Here is a 22,159-nt window from a genome sequence, read left to right on the forward strand (position 1 = left end):
CGCCGCAGCCCCATATCGAATTCAGAAGCCAGAGCACATGACGTCCCCGGAGCAATTGATGAACAACGACTCTCTCCATCTGCCCATCTACATGGACTACAGCGCCACGACGCCGATCGATCCGCGTGTGGTGGACAAGATGATCCCGTATCTGCGTGAACAGTTCGGTAACCCCGCGTCGCGTAGCCACGCTTATGGCTGGAACGCCGAACGCGCGGTCGAGGAAGCGCGCGAGCAGGTCGCAGCGCTCGTGAACGCCGATCCGCGCGAAATCATCTGGACCTCGGGTGCGACGGAGTCGGACAACCTCGCTCTGAAAGGTGCCGCGCACTTCTACAAGAGCAAGGGCAAGCACATCGTCACGGTGAAGACCGAGCACAAGGCCGTGCTGGACACCACCCGCGAACTCGAGCGAGAAGGCTTCGAAGTCACCTATCTGGATGTCAAGGACGACGGTCTGATCGACCTCGACGCATTCAAGGCGGCGCTGCGCCCGGACACGATTCTGGTGTCGGTGATGTCGGTCAACAACGAGATCGGCGTGATCCAGGACATCGAGGCGATCGGCGAGATCACGCGTGAAAAGGGCATCATTTTCCACGTCGACGCGGCGCAGGCCACCGGCAAGATCCAGATCGATCTGCAGAAGCTGAAGGTCGACCTGATGTCGTTCTCGGCTCACAAGACCTACGGCCCGAAGGGCATCGGCGCGCTGTACGTGCGTCGCAAGCCGCGCATCCGGATCGAGGCGCAGATGCACGGCGGCGGCCACGAGCGCGGTATGCGTTCGGGCACGCTCGCGACGCACCAGATCGTCGGCATGGGCGAAGCGTTCCGTATCGCGCGTGAAGAGATGGCGACCGAAAACGAGCGCATCCGCATGCTGCGTGACCGTTTGCTCAAAGGCTTGTCGGAAATCGAGGAAGTGTATGTGAACGGCGACATGGAAAAGCGTGTGCCGCACAACCTGAACATCAGCTTCAATTTCGTCGAAGGCGAATCGCTGATCATGGCGGTGAAGGACGTCGCGGTGTCGTCGGGTTCGGCGTGCACGTCGGCGTCGCTGGAGCCGTCGTACGTGCTGCGCGCGCTCGGCCGCAACGACGAACTGGCGCACAGCTCGATCCGCTTCACGGTGGGACGCTTCACGACCGAGCAGGAAATCGACTACGTGATCAACCTGCTGAAGACGAAGATTTCCAAGCTGCGCGATTTGTCGCCGCTGTGGGAAATGCACAAGGACGGCATCGATCTGTCGACCATCCAGTGGGCCGCGCACTGACGCGCCCGCTGAACGAAACCGACATCGAACGTTCATCGGATTGCAGGTTGAAACGAATCAAGGAGTGTAATCATGGCTTATAGCGACAAGGTCCTCGACCACTACGAAAACCCGCGCAACGTCGGTTCCTTCGCCAAGGACGACGACACGGTCGGTACCGGCATGGTCGGTGCGCCGGCCTGCGGCGACGTGATGAAACTGCAGATCCGCGTCGGCGCGGACGGCATCATCGAAGACGCGAAGTTCAAGACCTACGGCTGCGGCTCCGCCATTGCGTCGAGCTCGCTCGTCACCGAGTGGGTGAAGGGCAAGACGCTAGACCAGGCCATGTCGATCAAGAACACGCAGATCGCCGAAGAACTGGCACTGCCGCCGGTGAAGATCCACTGCTCGATCCTCGCGGAAGATGCGATCAAGGCAGCAGTCGCCGACTACAAGCAGCGCCACGGCGAAGCGGCGGTCGCCGAAGACGGCAAGGCCGCCTGAGCAGCAACAAGGTAAGAACGAAGCGACCGGTGAGCGCGGCGCGAACACGCGCGCCAAGCACACCGGCAACTGAGAAACGTTATGGCAATTACGTTGACCGAAAAGGCAGCACAGCACGTCCAGAAGTATCTGACCCGCCGTGGTAAAGGCATTGGGTTGCGCGTCGGCGTGCGCACCACCGGTTGCTCGGGCCTCGCCTACAAGCTCGAGTACGTGGACGAACTCGCGCCGGAAGATCAGGTGTTCGAGACAGGCGGCGTGAAGGTCGTGGTCGACCCGAAGAGTCTCGCGTATATCGACGGCACGGAGCTCGACTTCGCGCGCGAAGGGCTGAACGAAGGCTTCAAGTTCAACAACCCGAACGTGAAAGACGAATGCGGCTGCGGCGAGTCGTTCCGAGTCTAGATTCGTTACTTTCCGCGTGCGGCGGATCAAAGGCGGCGCGGGCCGCCTTTTTAGTTTGATCCGTGCGCGCGTGAAGCGCTCACGCCTGACACGGCCCAACGTTTCCACACCAGGTTTTCATCAACGGACTTTCATCCGATGGCATCGCTGAACGACAGCCACTTCGATCTGTTTGGTCTGCCGGCGCAATTCGCGCTCGACGCGAGCACGCTCGATCACGCGTACCGCACCGTGCAGGCGCAGGTGCATCCGGACCGCTTCGCGGCGGCCGGCGATGCGCAAAAGCGTATCGCGATGCAATGGGCGACGCGCGCGAACGAGGCGTATCAGACGCTGCGCGATCCGCTCAAGCGCGCGACCTATCTGCTGTCGCTGCGCGGCATCAACGTCGGCGCGGAGAACAACACGGCGATGGAGCCCGCGTTCCTGATGCAGCAGATGGAGTGGCGCGAGAACATCGAGGACGCGGCCGCGGCGAAGAACGTCGACGCGCTCGACGCGTTGCTCATCGAGTTGCGCGACGAGGAACGTCAGCGCTTCGACAAGCTCGGCGCATCGCTCGATAGCGGTGCGAATCAGGCGGCGGCCGAGGCGGTGCGGCAGATGATGTTCATCGAACGCGTCGCGTCGGAAATCGACGCGCAGATCGAGCGGCTCGAAGGCTAGCCCGGTTTCGTGCGGCGCGCGCAAAAAGCGCGGCGCCGGCAAGCAGCAACACGCCGAAGCAGCACCGGCAGGCAGCGATGTAGCAAGCGACAAACAAAAACCAGAGCGGCCGCGAGCCGTGGCATCACCCCCAGCAACGCGAACATTCAGGACGGGGCACAACGTCCCCGAGAAGATCCAGATGGCCTTACTGCAAATCTCCGAACCCGGCATGGCACCGGCGCCTCACCAGCGGCGTCTGGCGGTCGGTATCGATCTCGGCACCACCAACTCCCTCGTCGCCGCCGTGCGCAGCGGCCTGCCCGATGTGCTGCCCGACGAAGACGGGCACGTGCTGCTGCCCTCGGTGGTGCGCTACCTGGAACAGGGCGGCCGTCGCATCGGCCGCCGGGCGAAGGCCGAGGCCGCCAGCGACCCGCGCAACACGATCGTGTCGGTCAAGCGCTTCATGGGCCGCGGCAAGGCCGAGGTGGAGGGCGCCGAAAACGCGCCGTACGACTTCATCGATGCACCCGGCATGGTGCAGATCCGTACTGTGGACGGCGTGAAGAGCCCGGTGGAAGTATCGGCTGAAATTCTCGCGACGCTGCGCCAGCGCGCCGAAGACACGCTCGGCGACGAACTGGTCGGCGCGGTGATCACGGTGCCCGCATACTTCGACGAAGCGCAGCGCCAGGCGACGAAAGACGCCGCGCGCCTCGCGGGGCTGAACGTGCTGCGTCTGCTGAACGAACCGACCGCGGCCGCGATCGCCTACGGTCTCGACAACGGCGCCGAAGGTCTGTACGCGGTCTACGACCTCGGCGGCGGCACCTTCGACTTGTCCATTCTTAAGCTCACCAAGGGCGTGTTCGAAGTGCTGGCGGCGGGCGGCGATTCCGCGCTCGGCGGCGACGACTTCGATCATGCGCTGTACCGCCATGTGCTCGAACAGGCCGGCATCGCGCCGCAGACGCTCGCGCCGCACGACGTGCGCCTGCTGCTCGATAGCGTGCGCGAGGCCAAGGAGGCGTTGTCGAGCGCGCCGCAGGCTGATCTCAAGCTCGCGCTTTCCAACGGCACCGCGCTCGATCTGACGATCGACGAAGCCACTTTCGAGACCATCACGGCCGAGCTGGTGCAACGCACGCTGGGTCCGACGAAGAAGGCGCTGCGCGACGCGAAGGTCACCACGAAGGAGATCAAGGGTGTCGTGCTGGTTGGCGGCGCGACGCGCATGCCGGTGATCCGCCGCGCGGTCGAGGCGTTCTTCGGCCAGGCGCCGCTCGTCAATCTCGATCCGGACCAGGTCGTCGCGCTCGGCGCGGCCATCCAGGCCGATCTGCTGGCCGGCAATCGCGGCGCGGAAGGCGACGAGTGGCTGCTGCTCGACGTGATTCCGCTGTCACTCGGCGTCGAGACGATGGGTGGTCTCACCGAGAAGATCATTCCGCGCAACTCGACGATTCCAGTCGCGCGCGCGCAGGATTTCACGACCTTCAAGGACGGTCAGACCGCGATGGCGATTCACGTCGTCCAGGGCGAGCGCGAGCTCGTCAGCGATTGCCGTTCGCTCGCGCGCTTCGAGCTGCGCGGCATTCCGCCGATGGCCGCGGGCGCCGCGCGCATTCGCGTGACCTATCAGGTCGACGCCGACGGCCTGCTGTCCGTGTTCGCGCGCGAGCTCGCGTCGGGCGTGGAGGCGTCGGTCGTCGTGAAGCCTTCGTATGGGCTCGCCGATGACGACATCGCGCGCATGCTCGAAGACAGCTTTTCGACCGCTGAAATCGATATGCGGGCGCGCGCTCTGCGCGAGGCGCAGGTCGAAGCGCAGCGTCTCGTCGAAGCGACCGACGCGGCGCTCGCCGCCGACGCCGAGCTGCTCGACGACAGTGAACGCGCCGAACTCGACACGCTGCTCGCCGCGCTGCGCAACGTCGCCCCGGGCGAGGACGTCGGCGCGATCGAAGCCGCGACGAAGGCGCTCGCCGAAGGCACCGACGAATTCGCCGCGCGCCGCATGAACAAGGGGATTCGCCGCGCGCTGTCGGGCCGCAAGCTCGACGAGATCTGAACGGGCGAACGAACCGCGAACGTCGCACGAATCACCGGAGCGCGCCGGCTGGACTTAAAAAGTCCGCGCGGCGCCAGTAAAATGGTACGGAGCCTGCACGCGGCATTGCTGGCAGCCGCTGTGCCTCAGACCCAAACGGAAACTGTATGCCTCAAATCGTTGTGCTGCCTCACGTCGAACTGTGCCCGGAAGGCGCGCTGATCGACGCCGTTCCCGGCAAGAGCATCTGCGACAACCTGCTCGATAACGGTATCGAAATCGAGCATGCGTGCGAGAAGTCGTGCGCATGCACGACCTGTCACGTGATCGTGCGTGAGGGTTTCGCCGCCTTGACGCCGTCCGAGGAAGACGAGGACGATCTGTTGGACAAGGCATGGGGGCTCGAACCGGCTTCGCGCCTGTCGTGCCAGGCGATCATGCCGGACGAGCAGGATCTGGTCGTCGAAATTCCGCGTTACTCGATCAATCACGCGAAGGAAAACCACTAACAGGAGGGCGCCGCCATGAAGTGGACCGATACGCAAGAAATCGCGATGGCTCTGACCGACAAGCATCAGGATGTCGATCCGCAGCAGGTGCGTTTCACCGACCTGCATCGCTGGGTGATGGAGCTCGAAGGCTTCGACGACGATCCGAACCGCTCCAGCGAAAAGATCCTCGAAGCGATTCAGGCGGCGTGGATCGAAGACGCGGATTATTGAACGCGCATTCGAACTGGTTCATGAACTGCAAAGAAAGGGCGATTCCGATGGAATCGCCCTTTTTCATGGCTGCGTTGACGGGAGTGGCGCGCCAGAGTGACGCGGCCGATCTCAGTCGGCGACGAGACCGCCGTTCTGGACGCGCACGCGCTCGCCGTCGTGGAACGGCGGCGCCTCGTGATAGGTGAAGTAGCGCGTCTTGCCGTCTTCCATGTGCACGCGCACCGAATACGACGTGGTGCTGCGCAAATGTTTTTCGACCGAGTTGCCGGCGAGCCCGCCGCCGAGCGCGCCGAGCAGCGTCATCGCGGTACGCCCGCCGCCGGCCCCGAACTGGTTGCCGACGACGCCACCGGCCACCGCGCCGCCGACCGCGCCAATACCGGTGCCATGTCCTTCATGCCGAACCGCCGAGATCGCGACGACCGTGCCGCAAGTCGAGCAATGAGCGGCTTGTGGCGCCGGCTGCTGCGCGTACTGGGGCGCTGCTTGCGGCCCGGGTTGTTGCGCGTACTGCGCCTGAGGTGCGGCCGGCGCCTGTTGCTGCTGCGCGTACTGCTGTTGCTGCGCCGGAGCGGGGGCCGGGGCTGGGGCGGGCTGCGCAGCTTGCTGAGCCTGAACCTGCTGCTGTTGCGCGGATGGATTGACCGGTGCGGCCGAATCGACGACGCCCGGCACTTGCGTGCTGACCTGCGCGGCCTGTGTCTGATCGTTCTGTGCGCCGTTGCCCGACGCCTTCGGGAACACGCCGGTGATCGCGGCGGTAGCGACGAGACTTGCAACGAGCACCGCGCCGGCGGCAACCGCGATCAACGGATGAAGACGACGTGGCTGCGTGGGTTGATGAGTAGGGGTGTCCATGTGGGGCCTCCACTTCTGACAGAGCCGACTGGCTATGAGACTGAGTGTCGGGCAATTCGATCCCGGCAGCGTTTCCATTTGTAACCGGCTCGATGGCGGCTTCGGGCGTGGGCCGGTGGCCTCTGCGCGGCGCGCCTTGTGTCAGCAAGCTTTCAAGACCGTTGCGACCACGGCGACTTGCGCGCACTGGCGCGGCTTTTACCGCCGGTTACAAAACGACCGCTCGCAGAAACCGGTCCCGCCAAGCGAAAACGCGCATAAAAAAACGCCCGGCATCGACCGGGCGCTCTTCAAAACCATCACATTGCACGCGAAGCGCAACGCCTACTCGCGCTTCGCGTCGCTCAATCTTCGCGACGCAGATGCGGGAACAGAATCACGTCGCGGATGCTCGGGCTATCGGTCAGCATCATCACCAGACGGTCGATGCCGATACCGCAGCCACCCGCCGGCGGCATGCCGTATTCGAGCGCGCGGATGTAGTCCGCGTCGTAGAACATCGCTTCCTCGTCGCCGGCGTCCTTCTGATCGACCTGCTTCCTGAAGCGCGCGGCCTGATCTTCCGGATCGTTCAGCTCGGAGAAACCGTTGGCGATTTCGCGGCCGGTGATGAACAGCTCGAAACGCTCGGTGATGCCTTCCACCTTGTCCGACGCACGCGCGAGCGGCGACACCTCGATCGGGTAGTCGATGATGTAGGTCGGCTCCCACAGTTGCGACTCGGCGGTCTCTTCGAACAGCGCCAGCTGCAGCGAGCCAATGCCCGCGTTCAGGAACTGCGGCTGCGAGGCATCGACGCCGAACTTCTTCAGTTCGGCGCGCAGGAACGTGCTGTCGGCGAGCTGCTCGTTCGTGTATTGCGGCGCGTATTTCTGGATCGCCTGCGTGATCGTGAGGCGATGGAACGGCTTCGACAGATCGAGCTCGCGTCCCTGATAGGTGATCGTGGCCGCGCCGAGCGCATCGATCGCGGCCTGGCGAATCAACTGCTCGGTGAAGTCCATCAGCCACTTGTAGTCGGTGTAGGCCGCGTAGAACTCGATCATCGTGAATTCCGGGTTGTGGCGCACGGACACGCCCTCGTTGCGGAAGTTACGATTGATTTCGAACACACGCTCGAAGCCGCCCACCACCAGACGCTTCAGATACAGCTCCGGCGCGATGCGCAGGAACATCTGCATGTCGAGCGCGTTGTGGTGCGTCGAGAACGGCTTGGCTGCCGCGCCGCCCGGAATCGGGTGCAGCATCGGCGTTTCGACTTCCATGAAATTCGCGTCGGCCATGTACTTGCGGATCGACGAAATCGCCTTGGTGCGTGCGAGGAACGTGCGGCGCGTCTCCGGCGTGACGATCAGATCGACATAGCGCTGGCGGTACTTCATTTCCTGGTCGGCGAGACCGTGGAACTTGTCCGGCAGCGGACGCAGCGACTTCGACAGCAGACGCAGCTCCGTGCAGCGGACCGACAGCTCGCCCTTGTTGGTGCGGAACAGCACGCCGCGCGCGGCGACGATGTCGCCCATGTCCCACTTCTTGAACGCGTCGTAGGTTTCCTGGCCCACGTCGGCTGGCGTGATGAAGAACTGGATCTGACCCGAGCCATCGCGCACGGTCGCGAAGCTCGCCTTGCCCATCACGCGTTTGAGCATCATGCGGCCGGCGATCGCGACTTCGAGCGGATTCGCTTCGAGCGCTTCCTTGTCGGCGTGCTCGTACTGCGACTGCAGATCTTCGGCGTGGTGCGTGGGACGGAAATCGTTCGGATAGGCGACGCCTTGCTCACGCAGCTCGCGCAGCTTTTCGCGGCGTTCGGCGATGATCTTGTTGTCGTCCACTTCGGGCACGACAGTCGGCTGGGCGGCATTCCGCTGGGCCGCATTCGGCTGGGTCGGTTCAGTCATGATGATTTGGTATTCGGTGGCCCGCCGCGGCGTGCGCCGCAAAGCGGGAAGCCAGTCAGTGTAGAAACCTCAGGCGGTACTGAAAAAACGGCAAAGAGACAGCTAGAAGCAACGCAAAAGCAGCAACGAAGAAGGCGCGGCCCCGATCGCTGAACGTGGCCGCGCCGTGCGCGCTTAGACGCCCTGTTTCAGGCTCGCGCTGATGAACGGATCGAGATCGCCGTCGAGCACGCTCTTCGTGTTGCTGATTTCGACGTTGGTGCGCAGATCCTTGATGCGGCTGTTGTCGAGCACGTACGAGCGGATCTGATGGCCCCAACCCACATCGGTCTTGCCGGCTTCGAGCTTGTCCTGCTCGGCCTGACGCTTGCGGATTTCCGCTTCGTATAGGCGCGATTTCAGCATCGCCATTGCTTCGGCGCGGTTGCGGTGCTGCGAGCGGTCGTTCTGGCACTGCACGACGATGCCCGACGGCATATGCGTGATACGCACCGCCGAGTCGGTCTTGTTGATGTGCTGACCGCCCGCGCCGGAAGCACGGTACGTGTCGATGCGCAGATCGGCCGGGTTGATCTCGACTTCGATCGAGTCGTCGATTTCCGGGTACACGAACACCGACGAGAACGAAGTGTGACGGCCGCCCGATGAATCGAACGGCGACTTGCGCACGAGGCGGTGCACGCCGGTTTCGGTACGCAGGAAGCCGTACGCGTATTCACCTTCGATCTTGATCGTCGCATTCTTGATGCCGGCGACGTCGCCTTCGGTCTGCTCGAGCACTTCGGTCTTGAAGCCCTTGCGCTCGCAGTAGCGCAGATATTGGCGCAGCAGCATCGACGCCCAGTCGCACGCTTCGGTGCCGCCGGCGCCGGCCTGGATGTCGAGAAAGGCGTTGTTGGGGTCGGCCGGGTTCGCGAACATCCGGCGGAATTCCATGTCGGCGACGCGCGCCTCGATGGCCTGGGCATCGGCTTCGCAGGCGAGCAGCGTTTCGTCGTCGGCTTCTTCGCGCGCCATGTCGAACAGGTCTTGCGCGTCGTTCACGTCGTTGGTGATCGACGTGAGTTTGCCGACCGTGTCGTCGAGCAGCTTCTTTTCCTTACCGAGTGCCTGGGCGTGCTTCGCATCGTTCCAGACGTCCGGGTCTTCGAGTTCCCGGTTGACTTCGATTAGACGCAGTGCTTTGTCGTCGTAGTCAAAGATACCCCCGTAGGTCGTCCGCGCGCTTGCGCAGGTCGGCCAGAGAGGCTTCGATCGCGTTGAGACGTTCCGCTTCCATGTCGATCTTTTATAGCTTCGTAAAAAGGAGAAATTATAGCCGATCGGCACGCCGCGCCGGAGCCCCGCGGGCGATCCGGCGCGTGTTCGCAATTGATTTTGCGGAAGATTTCAACTCGCCGCGTGCTCGACGATCAATTGCACGCGCGACACGCCGTTCCATGTGTCGCTCGCGAGCCGGTAGGCGACGGTGGTGCGCGCGGGCAGCGTATCGGTGTGATTGAACCAGATCGCGTTGAAGCGCTGGCGGCCGCGCAACAGTTGCAGCTTCAGGTGCTTGTCCTTCACGAGCGCCTGCGACGCGACCTCGAATTCGCCCGAGAACACCGGCGCCGGAAAGCCTTGGCCCCATACGGCCGCATCGAGCATCTCGACGAATTGCGGCGTGAAGTACGCGTCTTCCAGCTCGCCGTCGGTTTCGACCGTGCGCGCGAGCGCCTCCGCGGACAGCCATTCGCGGCCGACCGCCTCGAAGGCGGCCGTGAAGCGCGGCACGTTCGCGGCGGCGATCGTCAGGCCCGCGGCCATCGCGTGGCCGCCGAATTTGACGATCAGGTCCGGTTCGCGCTTCGAGATCAGATCGAGCGCGTCGCGCAGATGGAAGCCCGCGATCGAGCGGCCCGAGCCCTTGACGAGCACGCCGGTATCGTCGGCGGGTGCGAACGTGAACGACGGGCGGTGGAATTTCTCCTTCAGCCGTCCGGCGACGATGCCGATCACGCCTTGATGCCAGCCCGGATTGAACAGCGTGATCGTGGTCGCGCCGTCGGGATCGACCGTCGACAGGTCGTCCAGTGCCTGCTGCTGCATGCCGGCCTCGATTTCGCGGCGCTCGCGGTTCATCGTGTCGAGCTGCTGCGCGAGTTCCCACGCGCGGCCGACGTCGTCGGTGGTCAGGCATTCGATGCCGAGCGACATGTCCGACAGCCGTCCCGCCGCGTTCAGGCGCGGTCCCAGTGCGAAGCCGAGGTCGAAGCCGGACGCGTTGCGCGCGTCTCGCGCGGCGGCGCGAAAGAGGGCGGCGATGCCCGGCTGCATGCGACCCTTGCGGATGCGCTGCAGACCTTGCGCGACCAGCACGCGGTTGTTGCCGTCGAGCTTGACGACATCGGCGACGGTGCCGAGCGCGACCAGATCGAGCAGGCCGTCGAGGCGCGGTTCGGGCAGCGCATCGCCGAACGCGCCGCGGCGGCGCAGTTCGGCGCGCAGCGCGAGCAGCACGTAGAACATCACGCCGACGCCGGCCAGGCACTTGCTCGGGAACCTGCAGCCCGGCTGGTTCGGATTGACGATCGCGCGCGCGGCGGGCAGTTCGTCGCCGGGCAGGTGGTGGTCGGTGACGAGTACGTCGATGCCGAGCGCGTTGGCGGCGGCGACGCCGTCGACGCTCGCGATGCCGTTGTCGACGGTGATCAGCAGATCGGGCTTGCCCGTAGCGCCGCGCGCCGCCAGCTCGACGATGTCCGGCGTGAGTCCGTAGCCGTGCTCCATGCGGTTCGGCACCAGATAGTCGATGCGCGCGCCGAACATGCGCAGTCCGCGCACCGCGACCGCGCAGGCGGTCGCGCCGTCGCAGTCGTAGTCGGCGACGACCAGCATGCGGCGCTGCTGCTGGAGCGCGTCGGCGAGCAGCGCGGCGGCCGCGTCGCAGCCCTTCAGCTCGACGGGCGGCACGAGCCGCGCGAGGCCGGTCTCGACCTCTTCGGGCAGGCAGACGCCGCGCGATGCGTACAGGCGCGCGAGCACCGGATGCATGCCGCAGCGGATCAGTACTTCGGCATCGACGGGGGAGCAGGGGCGCGTAACGATTCGGGTCATGCGGAAGGGCCGTGGATCATTCGATGAAAAGCGAGGCCAGCACGCGCCGCCGCCAGAATTTGCGCAGATCGCCGCGCGTGACGGTCAGCGTCACCGAGCCGGTGTCGCCGCACAGCGTGAGGCCGAGTTCGGGGAGTTCGCCCGCCTGCAGCGCCGCGAGCGCCGGCTCGAACCAGTCCGTCTGCAGCGCGGCGAATGCCTGGTTCCAGCGCGCCCAGTCCTGTTCGATGTAGGGCGCGGAGAATGGATCGAGTTCGACGAGTGTCGCGCCGCTGCCGTTGGTTGCACGGCGCAGCGCCGCCGGCAGTTCGCGATACGACGCCGGCGGCGCGCCTGGCGTGATCCCCGCGCTGAGCGCGAGGCCCCGCGTCGCGGCGGCGTCGGACAGCACCTGCGCGAACGGACTGCGCACCGGCCGCGCGGCGCCTTGCGCGTAAAACCAGATCGAGTTGACGGCCGGCAGCCCGCGTGCCTCGCGCGCCTCGTTGACCGGATGCTCGAACCATGCCATCTGCACTTCGTTCTGCAGCTTCATCCATGCACGCGAGCGTTCGCCGGAATGCGCTTCATGGGGCAGCCAGATCTCGATGTTGCGGCCGCTCGCGCGCAACGGCGACGCGCCCGCGAGCGTGCCGAACGCGTCGCTCGACAGATACCAGCGGGTCGGTTTCGGCGCTTCGATGCGCACGCCGAGTTCCTCGATCAGCGGACGCGCAAGCGCGAGCAACGTGGCCGCTTCGTCGTCCGACAGATCGAGCGACGCGGGATCGATCAGCACCAGGTGGTCGTGCGCGATGTGCACGTGCACCGGCTGCACGCAGGCCCACGTCGCGCTGCCGGGTTCGCCGCCGTCGGCGCGCAGCATGTAGGGCGCGAGCGGGGCTTCGTCGGCGGCGGCCGAGGCGCCCGCCGTGCCATCGGGCAGCGCGCCGAATTGTCGCGCGACCCAGCGCTCGTGCGGCAGCGTGCGCTGAAAATCTTCGCCGATCACGCGTTCGATCAGCGTCGCGCGGGCGATCAGCCTGTCGAGGGCGGGGCTCTGGATGTCGTGAAGCGCGGTGGAGGCGTCGGCCGCGGCGGGCAGCGCGAAGGGCAGCAGAAGATGGAGGCGGTCGGCAGGCATGATGCTGCGCATTGTAGGGCAAACGGTGCGAGTATTTCGACGAAGCACGGTCGGTTTGTCGATCGCGAACCGAGGCATGAGCTTTGCGCGAGCCGGCGGCATTGTGTGGCAAACTTCGCGCTTGATCGCTGCGCGCGGCAGGGGCGGCGCACCGTGCAGCCACGCCTCCATGCGCCAGCGGAGCCGCACGGCGGCTGGGCGGGCGAGGAACGATCCGCGCCGCCGCGAGCCCAACGGTCACGACGCTCGGGCCGCTCGGCGCACGCTCGATGTCCGCCGCTCCCGACACACAGTCGAAGAACGCACAAAAGGATTCGCTTGAAATTTCCCTACGAATGGCAGATTGGCTGGCGCTACACACGCGCCGGCAAACGCACGACCGGCAACGGCTTCATCTCGTTCATCGCGCTGGTGTCGATGTCGGGCATCGCGCTTGGCGTCGCGGCGCTGATCGTGGTGCTGTCGGTGATGAACGGCTTTCAGAAAGAGGTGCGCGACCGCATGCTGTCGGTGCTCGCGCACGTCGAGATCTTTTCGCCGACCGGGTCGATGCCCGACTGGCAGCTGACCGCGAAGGAAGCGCGGCAGAACCAGCTGGTGATCGGCGCGGCGCCCTACGTCGAGGCCCAGGCGCTGCTCACGCGCCAGGATGCGGTGAGCGGCGTCGCGTTGCGCGGCATCGAGCCGACGCTCGAACCGGAAGTGTCCGATATCGGCAAGGAAATGAAGGGCGGCAAGCTGACCGACCTCCTGCCCGGCGACTTCGGCATCGTGCTCGGCGCCGATCTCGCGGCCAACCTCGGCGTGCAGTTGAACGACAAGATCACGCTCGTCGCGCCCGAAGGCACGATCACGCCCGCCGGCATGCTGCCGCGCCTGAAGCAGTTCACGGTGGTCGGCATTTTCGAGTCGGGCCACTACGAATACGACAGCACGCTCGCGCTGATCAACATCAAGGACGCACAGGCGCTGTTCCGGCTGCCCGCGCCGACCGGCGTGCGGCTGAGGCTCACCGACATGCAGCGCGCGCCGGAAGTCGCGCGTCAGCTCGCGCGCACGCTGTCGGGCGATCTGTACATTCGCGACTGGACCCAGCAGAACAAGACCTGGTTCTCGGCGGTGCAGATCGAAAAGCGCATGATGTTCATCATCCTGACGCTGATCATTGCGGTGGCCGCGTTCAATCTGGTGTCGTCGCTGGTGATGACGGTGACCAACAAGCAGGCCGATATCGCGATCCTGCGTACGCTCGGCGCGCAGCCCGGCTCGATCATGAAGATCTTCGTCGTGCAGGGTGTGACGATCGGCTTCATCGGCACGGCGACCGGCGTCGCGCTCGGCTGCCTGATCGCGTGGAGCATTCCGTGGCTGGTGCCGATGATCGAGCATCTGCTCGGCGTGCAGTTCCTGCCGCCGTCGGTGTACTTCATCAGCGAGCTGCCGTCCGAGCTGGTTCCGGCCGACGTCGCTCGCATCGGCATCATCGCGTTCGTGCTGTCCGCGCTCGCGACGCTGTATCCGAGCTGGCGCGGCGCGAAGGTCCGTCCGGCGGAGGCGCTGCGCTATGAATGACCGCCTCGTCCATCCCTCAACCGATTCATCCATGAACGCTCAGGACCCCGCATCGTATCCGTACGTGCTCGAAGCCACCGGCATTTCCAAATCGTTCGTGCAGGGTGGCCTGAACGTGCAGGTGCTCAACAATGCCGAGCTCGCCGTGCGGCGCGGCGAGAAGCTCGCGATCGTCGGCGCGTCGGGCTCCGGCAAGAGCACACTGCTGCACGTGCTCGGCGGTCTCGACGATCCGAGCGCGGGCGAGGTGTCGGTGCTCGGCAAGCCGTTCACGAAGCTCTCCGAGCGCGAGCGCAACGACCTGCGCAATCGCGCGCTCGGTTTCGTTTATCAGTTTCACCATTTGCTGCCGGAGTTTTCCGCGCTCGATAACGTCGCGATGCCGCTGCGAATTCGTCGCGAGACGACCGAAGTCGCGCGCCGTGAGGCGATGGCGGTGCTGGAGCGCGTCGGCATGGGGCATCGCGCGAAGCATCGGCCGGGCGAGCTTTCGGGCGGCGAGCGTCAGCGTGTCGCGATCGCGCGCGCGCTCGTCACGAAGCCCGCCTGCGTGCTCGCCGATGAGCCGACCGGCAACCTCGACGGCGGCACCGCCGACACCGTGTTCAGCCTGATGCTCGAACTGTCGCGCACGCTCGAGACGAGCTTCGTGATCGTCACGCACGACCCCGAACTGGCGGGGCGCTGCGATCGCATCATGCGGCTGCGCGACGGCGTGCTGCACGAAGAACCGCCGGTGCCGGTCTGAACCCGGGTTGAGCGAAACCCCGGCACGGTCGTTGCTGGTGGTCCGCGGATGACCGACCGCCGCCGCGAACCGCCGGACCACCTTCGGTTCGGTTCCATTGCCAGCGAGACAACCCATGTGGATCGATACGCACTGCCATCTCGACGCTTCGGAGTTCGACGCCGATCGTGACGCGGTCGCGGCGTCCGCGCGCGATGCGGGGGTGTCGCGCATCGTGATTCCGGCGATCGGGCGACAGAACTTCGCGGCGGTGCGCGAGCTCGCGCACCGTGTCGACGGCGGCGCGTACGCGCTCGGCATTCATCCCATGTACACGCCAGGCGCCGTCGACGCCGACCTCGACCTGTTGCGCCTGGAGATCGAGGCGAGTCTCGACGATCCGCGCTTCGTCGGCATTGGCGAGATTGGGCTCGACTTTTTCGTCGACGGTCTCGACGATGCGCGCCAACAATTTTTCTACAACGGGCAGTTGCAACTCGCGCGCGAGTTCGATCTGCCGGTCATCTGCCACGTGCGCAAATCGCAGGATCAGGTGATCGCGGGACTGCGCCGGCATCAGATCCATCGCGGCATCGCGCACGCGTTCAATGGCAGTTTCCAGCAGGCTCGGGCTTATATCGATCAGGGCCTGCATCTTGGGTTCGGCGGCAACCTGACGTTCGAGCGCGCGCGGCAGATCCGCCGACTTGCCGAACAGCTGCCATTCGACGCGCTGGTCGTCGAGACCGACGCGCCCGATATCGCGCCATCGTGGATGTACAGGCAGCGCAATTCGCCGGAGCAGATTCCGGCGATCGGCGCGAGTCTCGCGCAACTGCGCGGTGTCACTTCCGACGCAGCAGCCCTTGGCACAACGGCTAACGCGCTCGCCGCGCTGCCGCGACTCGCGCTTTCCTCTGCATAATCGATTCCGTTGATCGAAAGGGTTCGCGCCGGGCGACACCCATGCCCGGCGGGCTCGCTGCTGCCTGCTCGCCGGCGCGTGACGACACCCGGCGCCAGTGGTGCGGAGGGCGGATGCGGGCAGTCTGGTGCGGGTTTGCGTTGGGCGTGATCTGGCTGCAGCAGCAGGCGGTGTTGCCGGATGCGGGCGGATGGTGGGCGTTGATACTGGCCGGCTCCACGGCGGCTGGCGTTGCCGTGTGGGGTTTGCGTGGCGATAGGGTGGGTGCGGCGTACCGCCTCGAATACGAGCGGCGCTTTTCGAACCAGTTCGCTAGCCGCGCATGGCGCGACGTCCGCATGCGGCGGGTCGCCGGTTGGGGCGCCGTGTGGTGCGCGGCGATCTGCGTCGGTTTCGGCTATGCGGCTCTGCGCGCTCATACGCGGCTCGCCGTAAGTCTGCCGCATGAGTGGGAAGGGCGCGACATCGAGGTGGTCGGCGCTATCAAGGGACTGCCAACGCGCGACGACAAAGGCGCGCGCTTCCTGTTCGACATCGAGTCGAACGATGCGCGCCTCGCCGCTTTTCCGCGCGTGGTCCAACTCGCCTGGATCGCGCGCGACGCCCCGGCGCCGCGGCTCGAACCGGGCGAGCGCTGGCGTCTGACCGTGCGCCTGAAGCGCCCGCACGGCAACGCGAATTTTGGCGTGCGCGATGCCGAGGCGAGTCTGCTCGCGCGCAACGTCCGCGCGACTGGTTACGTGAGCGTGCCGGAGCATGCGCGACGCCTCGCCGGTCGCGCGCGCGGGCTCGCCGTGCTGGTCGACCGCTGGCGCGCCGCATTGCGCGCGCGTATCGACACGGTGCTCGCCGATGCGCCGCATCGCGGCATCGTCGTCGCACTCGCGGTCGGCGCGCAGGACCAGCTGAGCCCCGCCGACTGGCAATTGATGCGCGGCACCGGCACGAGTCATCTGGTGGCGATTTCGGGCTTGCACATCGGCCTGGTCGCGGGGTTGACCGGCTGGCTCGCGGCCGCAGTCTGGCGACGCTCGGGCTGGCTCGGCCGCAACTGGCCGCTGCGCCTGCCCGCGCAGCTCGTCGGCGTGACGGCGGGGGCGCTGTTCGCCGCGCTGCATGCCGCGCTCGCGGGCTTCAACGTGCCGGCGCAACGCGCGCTGTGGATGGCCGCACTCGTCGCGCTGGCGTTCGTCGGTGGCCGGCAACTGGCGCGCTCAACGGTGCTCGCGTGGGCGCTCGGGCTCGTGCTGCTGGTCGATCCGTGGGCGGTCGTGTCGGCCGGATTCTGGCTGTCGTTCTGCGCGGTCGGCGCGATCCTGTTCGCGATGGCGGGGCGGCCGCGCGTGCGCGGTCCACAGGCGTCCCTTCGGCATGAAGACGAAGAGGGCGGCGCGGCGCATGGTAGGTGGCTGGCGCTGCGTCCTGACTTGATCCGGCATCTGCGTGCCTTCGCCGAACGCTTGCGCAGCGCCGCGCACGTGCAGTTCGCGGTGACGGTCGCGCTTGCGCCGCTGACCGCCTACTGGTTCGCGCAGATTCCGCTCGTCGGTCCGCTCGCGAATGCGTTCGCGATTCCGTGGGTGAGCGCGCTCGTCACGCCGGCGGTGCTCGCGGGCGTCGCATTGCCCGCGCCGCTCGACGCGTTCGCGTGGCGCGCCGCGCACACGCTGCTCGATGGTCTCGTGGCCGGCCTGGAGCTGGTGTCGGGACCGCGCTGGACATTGTGGTGGTTGCCGCAGCCGCATGCGTGGGCGCTCGCCGCGGCGGCGCTCGGTGTGCTGTGGTGTCTCGCGCCGCGCGGCTGGCCGTTGCGCTGGGCGGCGCCCCTGACGTGGCTGCCGCTGCTGATGCCCAGCGCAAACGGCGCTCTCGCCGAGCCATCGGGCGCGTTCCGTCTGACTGCGCTCGATGTCGGGCAGGGCACGTCGGTGCTCGTGCAGACCGCGCATCACGCGTTGCTGTTCGATGCCGGCCCCGGCCCGGAATCGACGCATGCTGGCGAGCGAGTGGTGGTGCCGTTCCTGCAGGCGCAAGGTGTGACGATGCTCGATACGCTGATGATCAGCCACGACGATTCGGATCATTCGGGCGGCGCGCCGGCAGTGCTCGACGCGATCGAGGTGCGTCAGCTGGTGGCCGGACTGAAGCCGGACAATCCGCTGTGGCCGAAGGCGAAGCAGCATGGCACGCGGACGCTGCCGTGTGTGGCGGGGCAGCGCTGGCAGTGGGACGGTGTCGAGTTCGCCGTATTGTGGCCGGACGCCGGGGCGCTCACCGGCAAGGCGAACGAACATTGCTGCGTGTTGAGAGTCAGCACGTTGCCCGCCACCAATGCAGGCCAGGCGGCGTTGGTCAGTGTCAACGCGCCGCGGTTCGCGGCTCTGCTGACCGCCGACATCGAAGCGCCGACCGAACGCGCGCTGCTCGCACGCGATCGCGAGATGTTACGCGCGCAAGTATTGATAGTGCCGCATCATGGCAGCAAGACCTCGTCGACCGAACCGTTCCTCGACTCTATCGATCCGTCCATCGCGTTATTTCAGGTAGGCTACGAAAATCGTTTTCATCATCCGAACGCGGGCGTGCTCGCGCGCTACGTGGCGCGTCATATCGAGCTCGCGCGCAGCGATCGGGATGGCGCCGTCAGGGTCGACGTCGATCCGGGCGCGCGCGGTGAGGAGGGCGCCGCGCTCACGCTCGAGCGCTATCGCGACACGCAGCGCCGCTACTGGATGGAGCCCTGAGCGCGTCGCCGCTTAATGAGCGCAACGGCGCAGACAACGGGCGCAAGCAGCGGTATAAGCAGCGGCAGAGGCGCAGCACCCGCCCGCGCGTAAAAAACACAACGGAGATTGCCGCAGTTGAAAAACATCATCCATTTCTCGCACGCGAACGGCTTTCCGGCCTCGACTTACCGGACCATCTTCGCCGAACTCTCCGACGACTACGAGGTGCGCTCGATCGAGCGGATCGGTCATGATTCGCGCTTTCCGGTCACGCAGGACTGGCCCCATCTGGTCGACCAACTGCTCGACGATATCGCGCGCAAGTACGAGCAGCCAGTGTGGCTCGTCGGGCATTCGCTCGGCGGTTATCTGTCGCTGATGGCGGCGCTGAAAAAGCCGCAGTGGGTGAGGGGCGTCGTGATGCTCGACTCGCCGGTGATCGCCGGCTGGCGCAGCAGCATGCTGCGCGTGTCGCAATGGACCGGGCTCGACGAGCGGCTGTCGCCGGCCGCCGCGACGCGCAAGCGCCGCACGCAATGGGCTAGCCGCGACGAAGCCTGGCGGCACTTCCATTCGAAACCCGCGTTCGCGCGCTGGGACGAGCGCATGCTGTCCGACTACATCGACTTCGGCATTCCGCAGAGTTCGCCGGACGGCACCCGCGTGCTCGCGTTCGATCGGCGCACCGAATACCAGATCTACCGAACTTTGCCGCATACGCTCGGCGCGCGGCTCGCGCGCGGCGCGGCGGTGCCGGTCGGGTTCATCGCCGGCACGCACTCGAAGGAAATCCGCCAGGTCGGTCTCGACGCGACGCGGCGCGCGACCGGCGGGCACGTCGAGTGGATCGAGGGCAGCCATCTGTATCCGATGGAAAAGCCGATCGAAACCGCGCGCGCGGTGCAACGCATGTTGCGCGAGCTGGAGCGAACCGCCTGACGCGCTGCGCGCACGAAGCGGGCCCGAAACTGCCGCGCCGGCTGCCACGCGAGGTGGCATCGGCGCGCGGCGGCCGGGTCGTTTTTTGCTGGGTCGGGACCATCCTTTACGGTATAATCCGTTTTTCCCGCGAGCATCCAGCGATGACCAAATATGTTTTCGTCACCGGCGGCGTAGTATCTTCCCTCGGCAAGGGTATTGCCGCCGCTTCCCTCGCCGCGATCCTCGAATCGCGCGGTCTTAAAGTCACCCTCCTCAAGCTCGATCCCTACATCAACGTCGACCCCGGCACGATGAGCCCGTTTCAGCACGGCGAAGTGTTCGTGACGGAAGACGGAGCGGAAACCGACCTCGACCTTGGCCACTACGAGCGCTTCATCAGCACGAAGATGCGCAAGGCCAATAACTTCACCACGGGCCAGATTTACGAATCGGTGATCCGCAAGGAACGCCGCGGCGATTATCTCGGCAAGACCGTGCAGGTCATTCCGCACATCACCAACGAAATCCAGGCATTCGTCGAACGCGGCGCAGCTTCTGCAACGTGCGGCGAGCCGGATGTCGCGATCGTCGAAGTGGGCGGCACGGTGGGTGACATCGAATCGCTGCCGTTCCTCGAAGCCGCGCGTCAGATGAGCCTGCGCCTCGGCCGCAACAGCGCGTGCTTCGTGCACCTGACGCTGGTGCCCTGGGTCGCCACGGCCGGCGAGCTCAAGACCAAGCCTACCCAGCACAGCGTGCAGAAGCTGCGCGAAATCGGCATCTCGCCGCACGTGCTGCTGTGCCGCGCCGACCGCCGCATTCCGGACGACGAGCGCGCGAAGATCTCGCTGTTCTCGAACGTGCCCGAAGACGCGGTCATTTCCGTGTGGGACGCGGACAGCATCTACAAGATTCCGCAGATGCTGCACGACCAGGGTCTCGACGCGATCATCTGCGAGGAGCTGAAGCTCACGCCGAAGGCGGCCGACCTTTCCATGTGGTCCGACCTCGTCGAGAAGCTGCAGAACCCGAAGCACGAAGTGACGATCGGCATGGTCGGCAAGTATGTCGATCTGACCGAGTCGTACAAGTCGCTGATCGAAGCGCTGCGTCATGCGTCGATGCATACGTCGACGCGCGTGAACATCGAGTACATCGACTCCGAAGAGATCGAAACGCAAGGCGTCGAAAGCCTCAAGCATCTCGACGCGGTGCTCGTGCCGGGCGGCTTCGGCCGTCGCGGCACCGAAGGCAAGATTGCCGCGATCCGCTACGCACGCGAAGCGAAGGTGCCGTATCTCGGCATCTGCCTCGGCATGCAGCTCGCGGTGATCGAATTCGCACGCGACGTGGTCGGCCTGAAGGACGCGAACAGCACCGAGTTCGATCAGGAAACGAAGAATCGCGTGGTCGCGCTGATCACCGAGTGGTACGACCGCGAAGGCCGCGTCGAGAAGCGCACCGAAGAATCGGACCTCGGCGGCACGATGCGTCTCGGCTCGCAGCGCTGCCCGATCAAGCCCGGCACGCTCGCCGAAGAGATCTACGGCACGGACGTGAACGAGCGTCATCGTCACCGTTATGAGGTGAATAACCGTTTCGTGCCCCAGCTCGAAGGGGGTGGCCTCATCATTAGCGCCCGTACCCCGAGCGAGGATCTGCCGGAAATGATGGAGCTGCCGCGCAGCATGCACCCGTGGTTCGTCGGCGTGCAGTTCCATCCGGAATTCACGTCCACGCCGCGTGACGGTCATCCGCTGTTCAAGTCGTTCGTCGAAGCGGCGCTCGCGCATCAGCAGTCGAGGGTCGAGGAGAAAGCATGAAACTGGGCGATTTCGAAATCGGGCTCGACAAGCCGTTTTTCCTGATCGCCGGTACCTGTGTCGTCGAATCCGAACAGATGACGATCGACACGGCCGGCCGCCTGAAGGAAATCTGCGCGAAGCTGAACATTCCGTTCATCTACAAATCGTCGTACGACAAGGCCAATCGCAGCAGCGGCAAGTCGTTTCGCGGTCTGGGCATGGACGAAGGTCTGCGTATCCTGTCGGAAGTGAAGCGCCAGCTCGGTCTGCCGGTGCTGACCGACGTGCACGCCGAGCACGAGATCGAGCAGGTGGCAGCGGTCGTCGACGTGCTGCAAACGCCCGCGTTTTTGTGCCGTCAGACGGACTTCATCCACGCGTGCGCGCGCTCGGGCAAGCCGGTCAATATCAAGAAGGGCCAGTTTCTCGCGCCGCACGACATGAAGAACGTGATCGACAAGGCGCGCGACGCCGCGCGTGAAGCGGGTCTGTCGGAAGACCGCTTCATGGCGTGCGAGCGCGGCGTGTCGTTCGGCTATAACAACCTCGTGTCGGACATGCGTTCGCTCGCGATCATGCGCGAGACCAACGCGCCGGTCGTGTTCGACGCGACGCACTCGGTGCAGTTGCCGGGCGGTCAGGGCACGAGCTCGGGCGGCCAGCGCGAATTCGTGCCGGTGCTTGCGCGCGCCGCGGTGGCGGTCGGCGTCGCGGGTCTGTTCATGGAAACGCACCCGAATCCGGCGCAGGCGAAGTCGGACGGGCCGAACGCGGTGCCGCTCAATCGCATGGCCGAGCTGCTCGAGACGCTCGTCACGCTCGACCAGGCCGTCAAGCGTGGCCCGTTCCTCGAAAGCGACTTCAACTGATTCAGGTGTGCGCCGCGTGTCACGATTGCTCTCGATAATC

Annotated in this window: 19 protein-coding genes; 14 read left to right on the top strand and 5 right to left on the bottom strand. The window is 65.6% G+C overall.

From position 1 onward, the window contains the following. Positions 1–58 precede the first annotated feature (58 nt). From G5S42_RS18840 to iscX, 7 genes are all read left to right on the top strand, one after another. On the top strand, positions 59–1,282 hold the full coding sequence (locus G5S42_RS18840; RefSeq protein WP_176108193.1) for an IscS subfamily cysteine desulfurase: 1,224 nt from the start codon (positions 59–61) through the stop codon (positions 1,280–1,282). A 72-nt stretch (positions 1,283–1,354) separates the two neighbouring features. Continuing rightward, positions 1,355–1,768 carry a Fe-S cluster assembly scaffold IscU gene (gene iscU / locus G5S42_RS18845; RefSeq protein ID WP_013089817.1) on the top strand — a complete coding sequence of 138 codons (414 nt, stop codon included), beginning with the start codon at positions 1,355–1,357 and terminating at the stop codon, positions 1,766–1,768. 81 nt (positions 1,769–1,849) lie between these two features. Beyond that, entirely contained in the window at positions 1,850–2,173 is a 324-nt protein-coding gene (iscA, locus tag G5S42_RS18850; RefSeq protein WP_129959361.1) for an iron-sulfur cluster assembly protein IscA, read from the top strand. A gap of 138 nt (positions 2,174–2,311) precedes the next feature. Further along, positions 2,312–2,839, top strand: a complete 528-nt coding sequence (gene hscB / locus G5S42_RS18855; protein WP_176108194.1) for a Fe-S protein assembly co-chaperone HscB — start codon at positions 2,312–2,314, stop codon at positions 2,837–2,839. 181 nt (positions 2,840–3,020) lie between these two features. After that, positions 3,021–4,892 (top strand): Fe-S protein assembly chaperone HscA, encoded by a 1,872-nt coding sequence (gene hscA / locus G5S42_RS18860; RefSeq protein ID WP_176108195.1) that lies wholly within the window; start codon positions 3,021–3,023, stop codon positions 4,890–4,892. 146 nt (positions 4,893–5,038) lie between these two features. Next, entirely contained in the window at positions 5,039–5,380 is a 342-nt protein-coding gene (fdx, locus tag G5S42_RS18865) for an ISC system 2Fe-2S type ferredoxin (protein WP_176108196.1), read from the top strand. 15 nt (positions 5,381–5,395) lie between these two features. Next, a complete protein-coding gene (gene iscX, locus G5S42_RS18870; RefSeq protein ID WP_008922031.1) occupies positions 5,396–5,593 on the top strand; it encodes a Fe-S cluster assembly protein IscX in 198 nt (65 codons plus the stop codon). Positions 5,594–5,704: 111 nt separating this feature from the next. Here the strand turns inward: iscX and G5S42_RS18875 are convergent, their stop codons facing one another. The 5 genes from G5S42_RS18875 to G5S42_RS18895 all read right to left on the bottom strand — a co-directional run bounded on the left by G5S42_RS18875 (position 5,705) and on the right by G5S42_RS18895 (position 12,586). Next, complete coding sequence (locus G5S42_RS18875; protein ID WP_176108197.1) at positions 5,705–6,454, bottom strand: glycine zipper 2TM domain-containing protein; 750 nt, start codon at positions 6,452–6,454, stop codon at positions 5,705–5,707. Positions 6,455–6,798: 344 nt separating this feature from the next. Next, positions 6,799–8,355 (bottom strand): lysine--tRNA ligase, encoded by a 1,557-nt coding sequence (gene lysS, locus G5S42_RS18880; RefSeq protein WP_217709919.1) that lies wholly within the window; start codon positions 8,353–8,355, stop codon positions 6,799–6,801. A gap of 174 nt (positions 8,356–8,529) precedes the next feature. Beyond that, a protein-coding gene (gene prfB, locus G5S42_RS18885) for a peptide chain release factor 2 (RefSeq protein WP_013089810.1) occupies positions 8,530–9,634 on the bottom strand; the annotation gives its coding sequence in 2 pieces (ribosomal slippage) (positions 8,530–9,552 and positions 9,554–9,634; 1,104 coding nt in all). Positions 9,635–9,744: 110 nt separating this feature from the next. After that, positions 9,745–11,451 (bottom strand): single-stranded-DNA-specific exonuclease RecJ, encoded by a 1,707-nt coding sequence (gene recJ, locus G5S42_RS18890; protein WP_176108198.1) that lies wholly within the window; start codon positions 11,449–11,451, stop codon positions 9,745–9,747. 16 nt (positions 11,452–11,467) lie between these two features. Next, on the bottom strand, positions 11,468–12,586 hold the full coding sequence (locus tag G5S42_RS18895) for a regulator (protein ID WP_176108199.1): 1,119 nt from the start codon (positions 12,584–12,586) through the stop codon (positions 11,468–11,470). A 306-nt stretch (positions 12,587–12,892) separates the two neighbouring features. On the opposite strand from G5S42_RS18895, the gene G5S42_RS18900 reads away from it, so the two are divergent. The 7 genes from G5S42_RS18900 to kdsA all read left to right on the top strand — a co-directional run bounded on the left by G5S42_RS18900 (position 12,893) and on the right by kdsA (position 22,119). Further along, a complete protein-coding gene (locus G5S42_RS18900) occupies positions 12,893–14,146 on the top strand; it encodes a lipoprotein-releasing ABC transporter permease subunit (protein WP_176108200.1) in 1,254 nt (417 codons plus the stop codon). Then, the gene (gene lolD, locus G5S42_RS18905; RefSeq protein ID WP_176108201.1) at positions 14,139–14,894 is read left to right on the top strand and encodes a lipoprotein-releasing ABC transporter ATP-binding protein LolD; all 756 of its coding nucleotides are present in this window, start codon (positions 14,139–14,141) and stop codon (positions 14,892–14,894) included. The genes G5S42_RS18900 and lolD overlap by 8 nt, the downstream gene beginning before the upstream one ends. Positions 14,895–15,009: 115 nt before the next feature. Continuing rightward, entirely contained in the window at positions 15,010–15,798 is a 789-nt protein-coding gene (locus G5S42_RS18910) for a TatD family hydrolase (RefSeq protein WP_176108202.1), read from the top strand. A 113-nt stretch (positions 15,799–15,911) separates the two neighbouring features. Then, a complete protein-coding gene (locus G5S42_RS18915; protein ID WP_176108203.1) occupies positions 15,912–18,542 on the top strand; it encodes a DNA internalization-related competence protein ComEC/Rec2 in 2,631 nt (876 codons plus the stop codon). A 117-nt stretch (positions 18,543–18,659) separates the two neighbouring features. After that, the gene (locus tag G5S42_RS18920) at positions 18,660–19,463 is read left to right on the top strand and encodes an alpha/beta fold hydrolase (protein WP_176108204.1); all 804 of its coding nucleotides are present in this window, start codon (positions 18,660–18,662) and stop codon (positions 19,461–19,463) included. Positions 19,464–19,606: 143 nt separating this feature from the next. Beyond that, positions 19,607–21,268, top strand: coding sequence for a CTP synthase (gene pyrG / locus G5S42_RS18925; RefSeq protein WP_176108205.1), 1,662 nt, complete (start codon positions 19,607–19,609; stop codon positions 21,266–21,268). Continuing rightward, positions 21,265–22,119, top strand: coding sequence for a 3-deoxy-8-phosphooctulonate synthase (kdsA, locus tag G5S42_RS18930; protein WP_176108206.1), 855 nt, complete (start codon positions 21,265–21,267; stop codon positions 22,117–22,119). The genes pyrG and kdsA overlap by 4 nt, the downstream gene beginning before the upstream one ends. The last annotated feature ends 40 nt before the right edge of the window (positions 22,120–22,159 follow it).

Source organism: Paraburkholderia youngii (assembly GCF_013366925.1).
In the GTDB taxonomy this organism is placed as follows: Bacteria; Pseudomonadota; Gammaproteobacteria; order Burkholderiales; family Burkholderiaceae; genus Paraburkholderia; species Paraburkholderia youngii.

What these genes read in the sequence shown, in the direction of transcription:
- G5S42_RS18915 (WP_176108203.1), top strand. Translation starts at nt 15,912, where the DNA reads ATGCGGGCAGTCTGGTGCGGGTTTGCGTTGGGCGTGATCTGGCTGCAG.
- hscB (WP_176108194.1), top strand. Translation starts at nt 2,312, where the DNA reads ATGGCATCGCTGAACGACAGCCACTTCGATCTGTTTGGTCTGCCGGCG.
- lysS (WP_217709919.1), bottom strand. Translation starts at nt 8,355, where the DNA reads ATGACTGAACCGACCCAGCCGAATGCGGCCCAGCGGAATGCCGCCCAG.
- G5S42_RS18910 (WP_176108202.1), top strand. Translation starts at nt 15,010, where the DNA reads ATGTGGATCGATACGCACTGCCATCTCGACGCTTCGGAGTTCGACGCC.
- iscA (WP_129959361.1), top strand. Translation starts at nt 1,850, where the DNA reads ATGGCAATTACGTTGACCGAAAAGGCAGCACAGCACGTCCAGAAGTAT.
- G5S42_RS18875 (WP_176108197.1), bottom strand. Translation starts at nt 6,454, where the DNA reads ATGGACACCCCTACTCATCAACCCACGCAGCCACGTCGTCTTCATCCG.
- kdsA (WP_176108206.1), top strand. Translation starts at nt 21,265, where the DNA reads ATGAAACTGGGCGATTTCGAAATCGGGCTCGACAAGCCGTTTTTCCTG.
- recJ (WP_176108198.1), bottom strand. Translation starts at nt 11,451, where the DNA reads ATGACCCGAATCGTTACGCGCCCCTGCTCCCCCGTCGATGCCGAAGTA.
- pyrG (WP_176108205.1), top strand. Translation starts at nt 19,607, where the DNA reads ATGACCAAATATGTTTTCGTCACCGGCGGCGTAGTATCTTCCCTCGGC.
- lolD (WP_176108201.1), top strand. Translation starts at nt 14,139, where the DNA reads ATGAATGACCGCCTCGTCCATCCCTCAACCGATTCATCCATGAACGCT.
- G5S42_RS18895 (WP_176108199.1), bottom strand. Translation starts at nt 12,586, where the DNA reads ATGCGCAGCATCATGCCTGCCGACCGCCTCCATCTTCTGCTGCCCTTC.
- fdx (WP_176108196.1), top strand. Translation starts at nt 5,039, where the DNA reads ATGCCTCAAATCGTTGTGCTGCCTCACGTCGAACTGTGCCCGGAAGGC.
- iscX (WP_008922031.1), top strand. Translation starts at nt 5,396, where the DNA reads ATGAAGTGGACCGATACGCAAGAAATCGCGATGGCTCTGACCGACAAG.
- G5S42_RS18840 (WP_176108193.1), top strand. Translation starts at nt 59, where the DNA reads ATGAACAACGACTCTCTCCATCTGCCCATCTACATGGACTACAGCGCC.
- hscA (WP_176108195.1), top strand. Translation starts at nt 3,021, where the DNA reads ATGGCCTTACTGCAAATCTCCGAACCCGGCATGGCACCGGCGCCTCAC.
- iscU (WP_013089817.1), top strand. Translation starts at nt 1,355, where the DNA reads ATGGCTTATAGCGACAAGGTCCTCGACCACTACGAAAACCCGCGCAAC.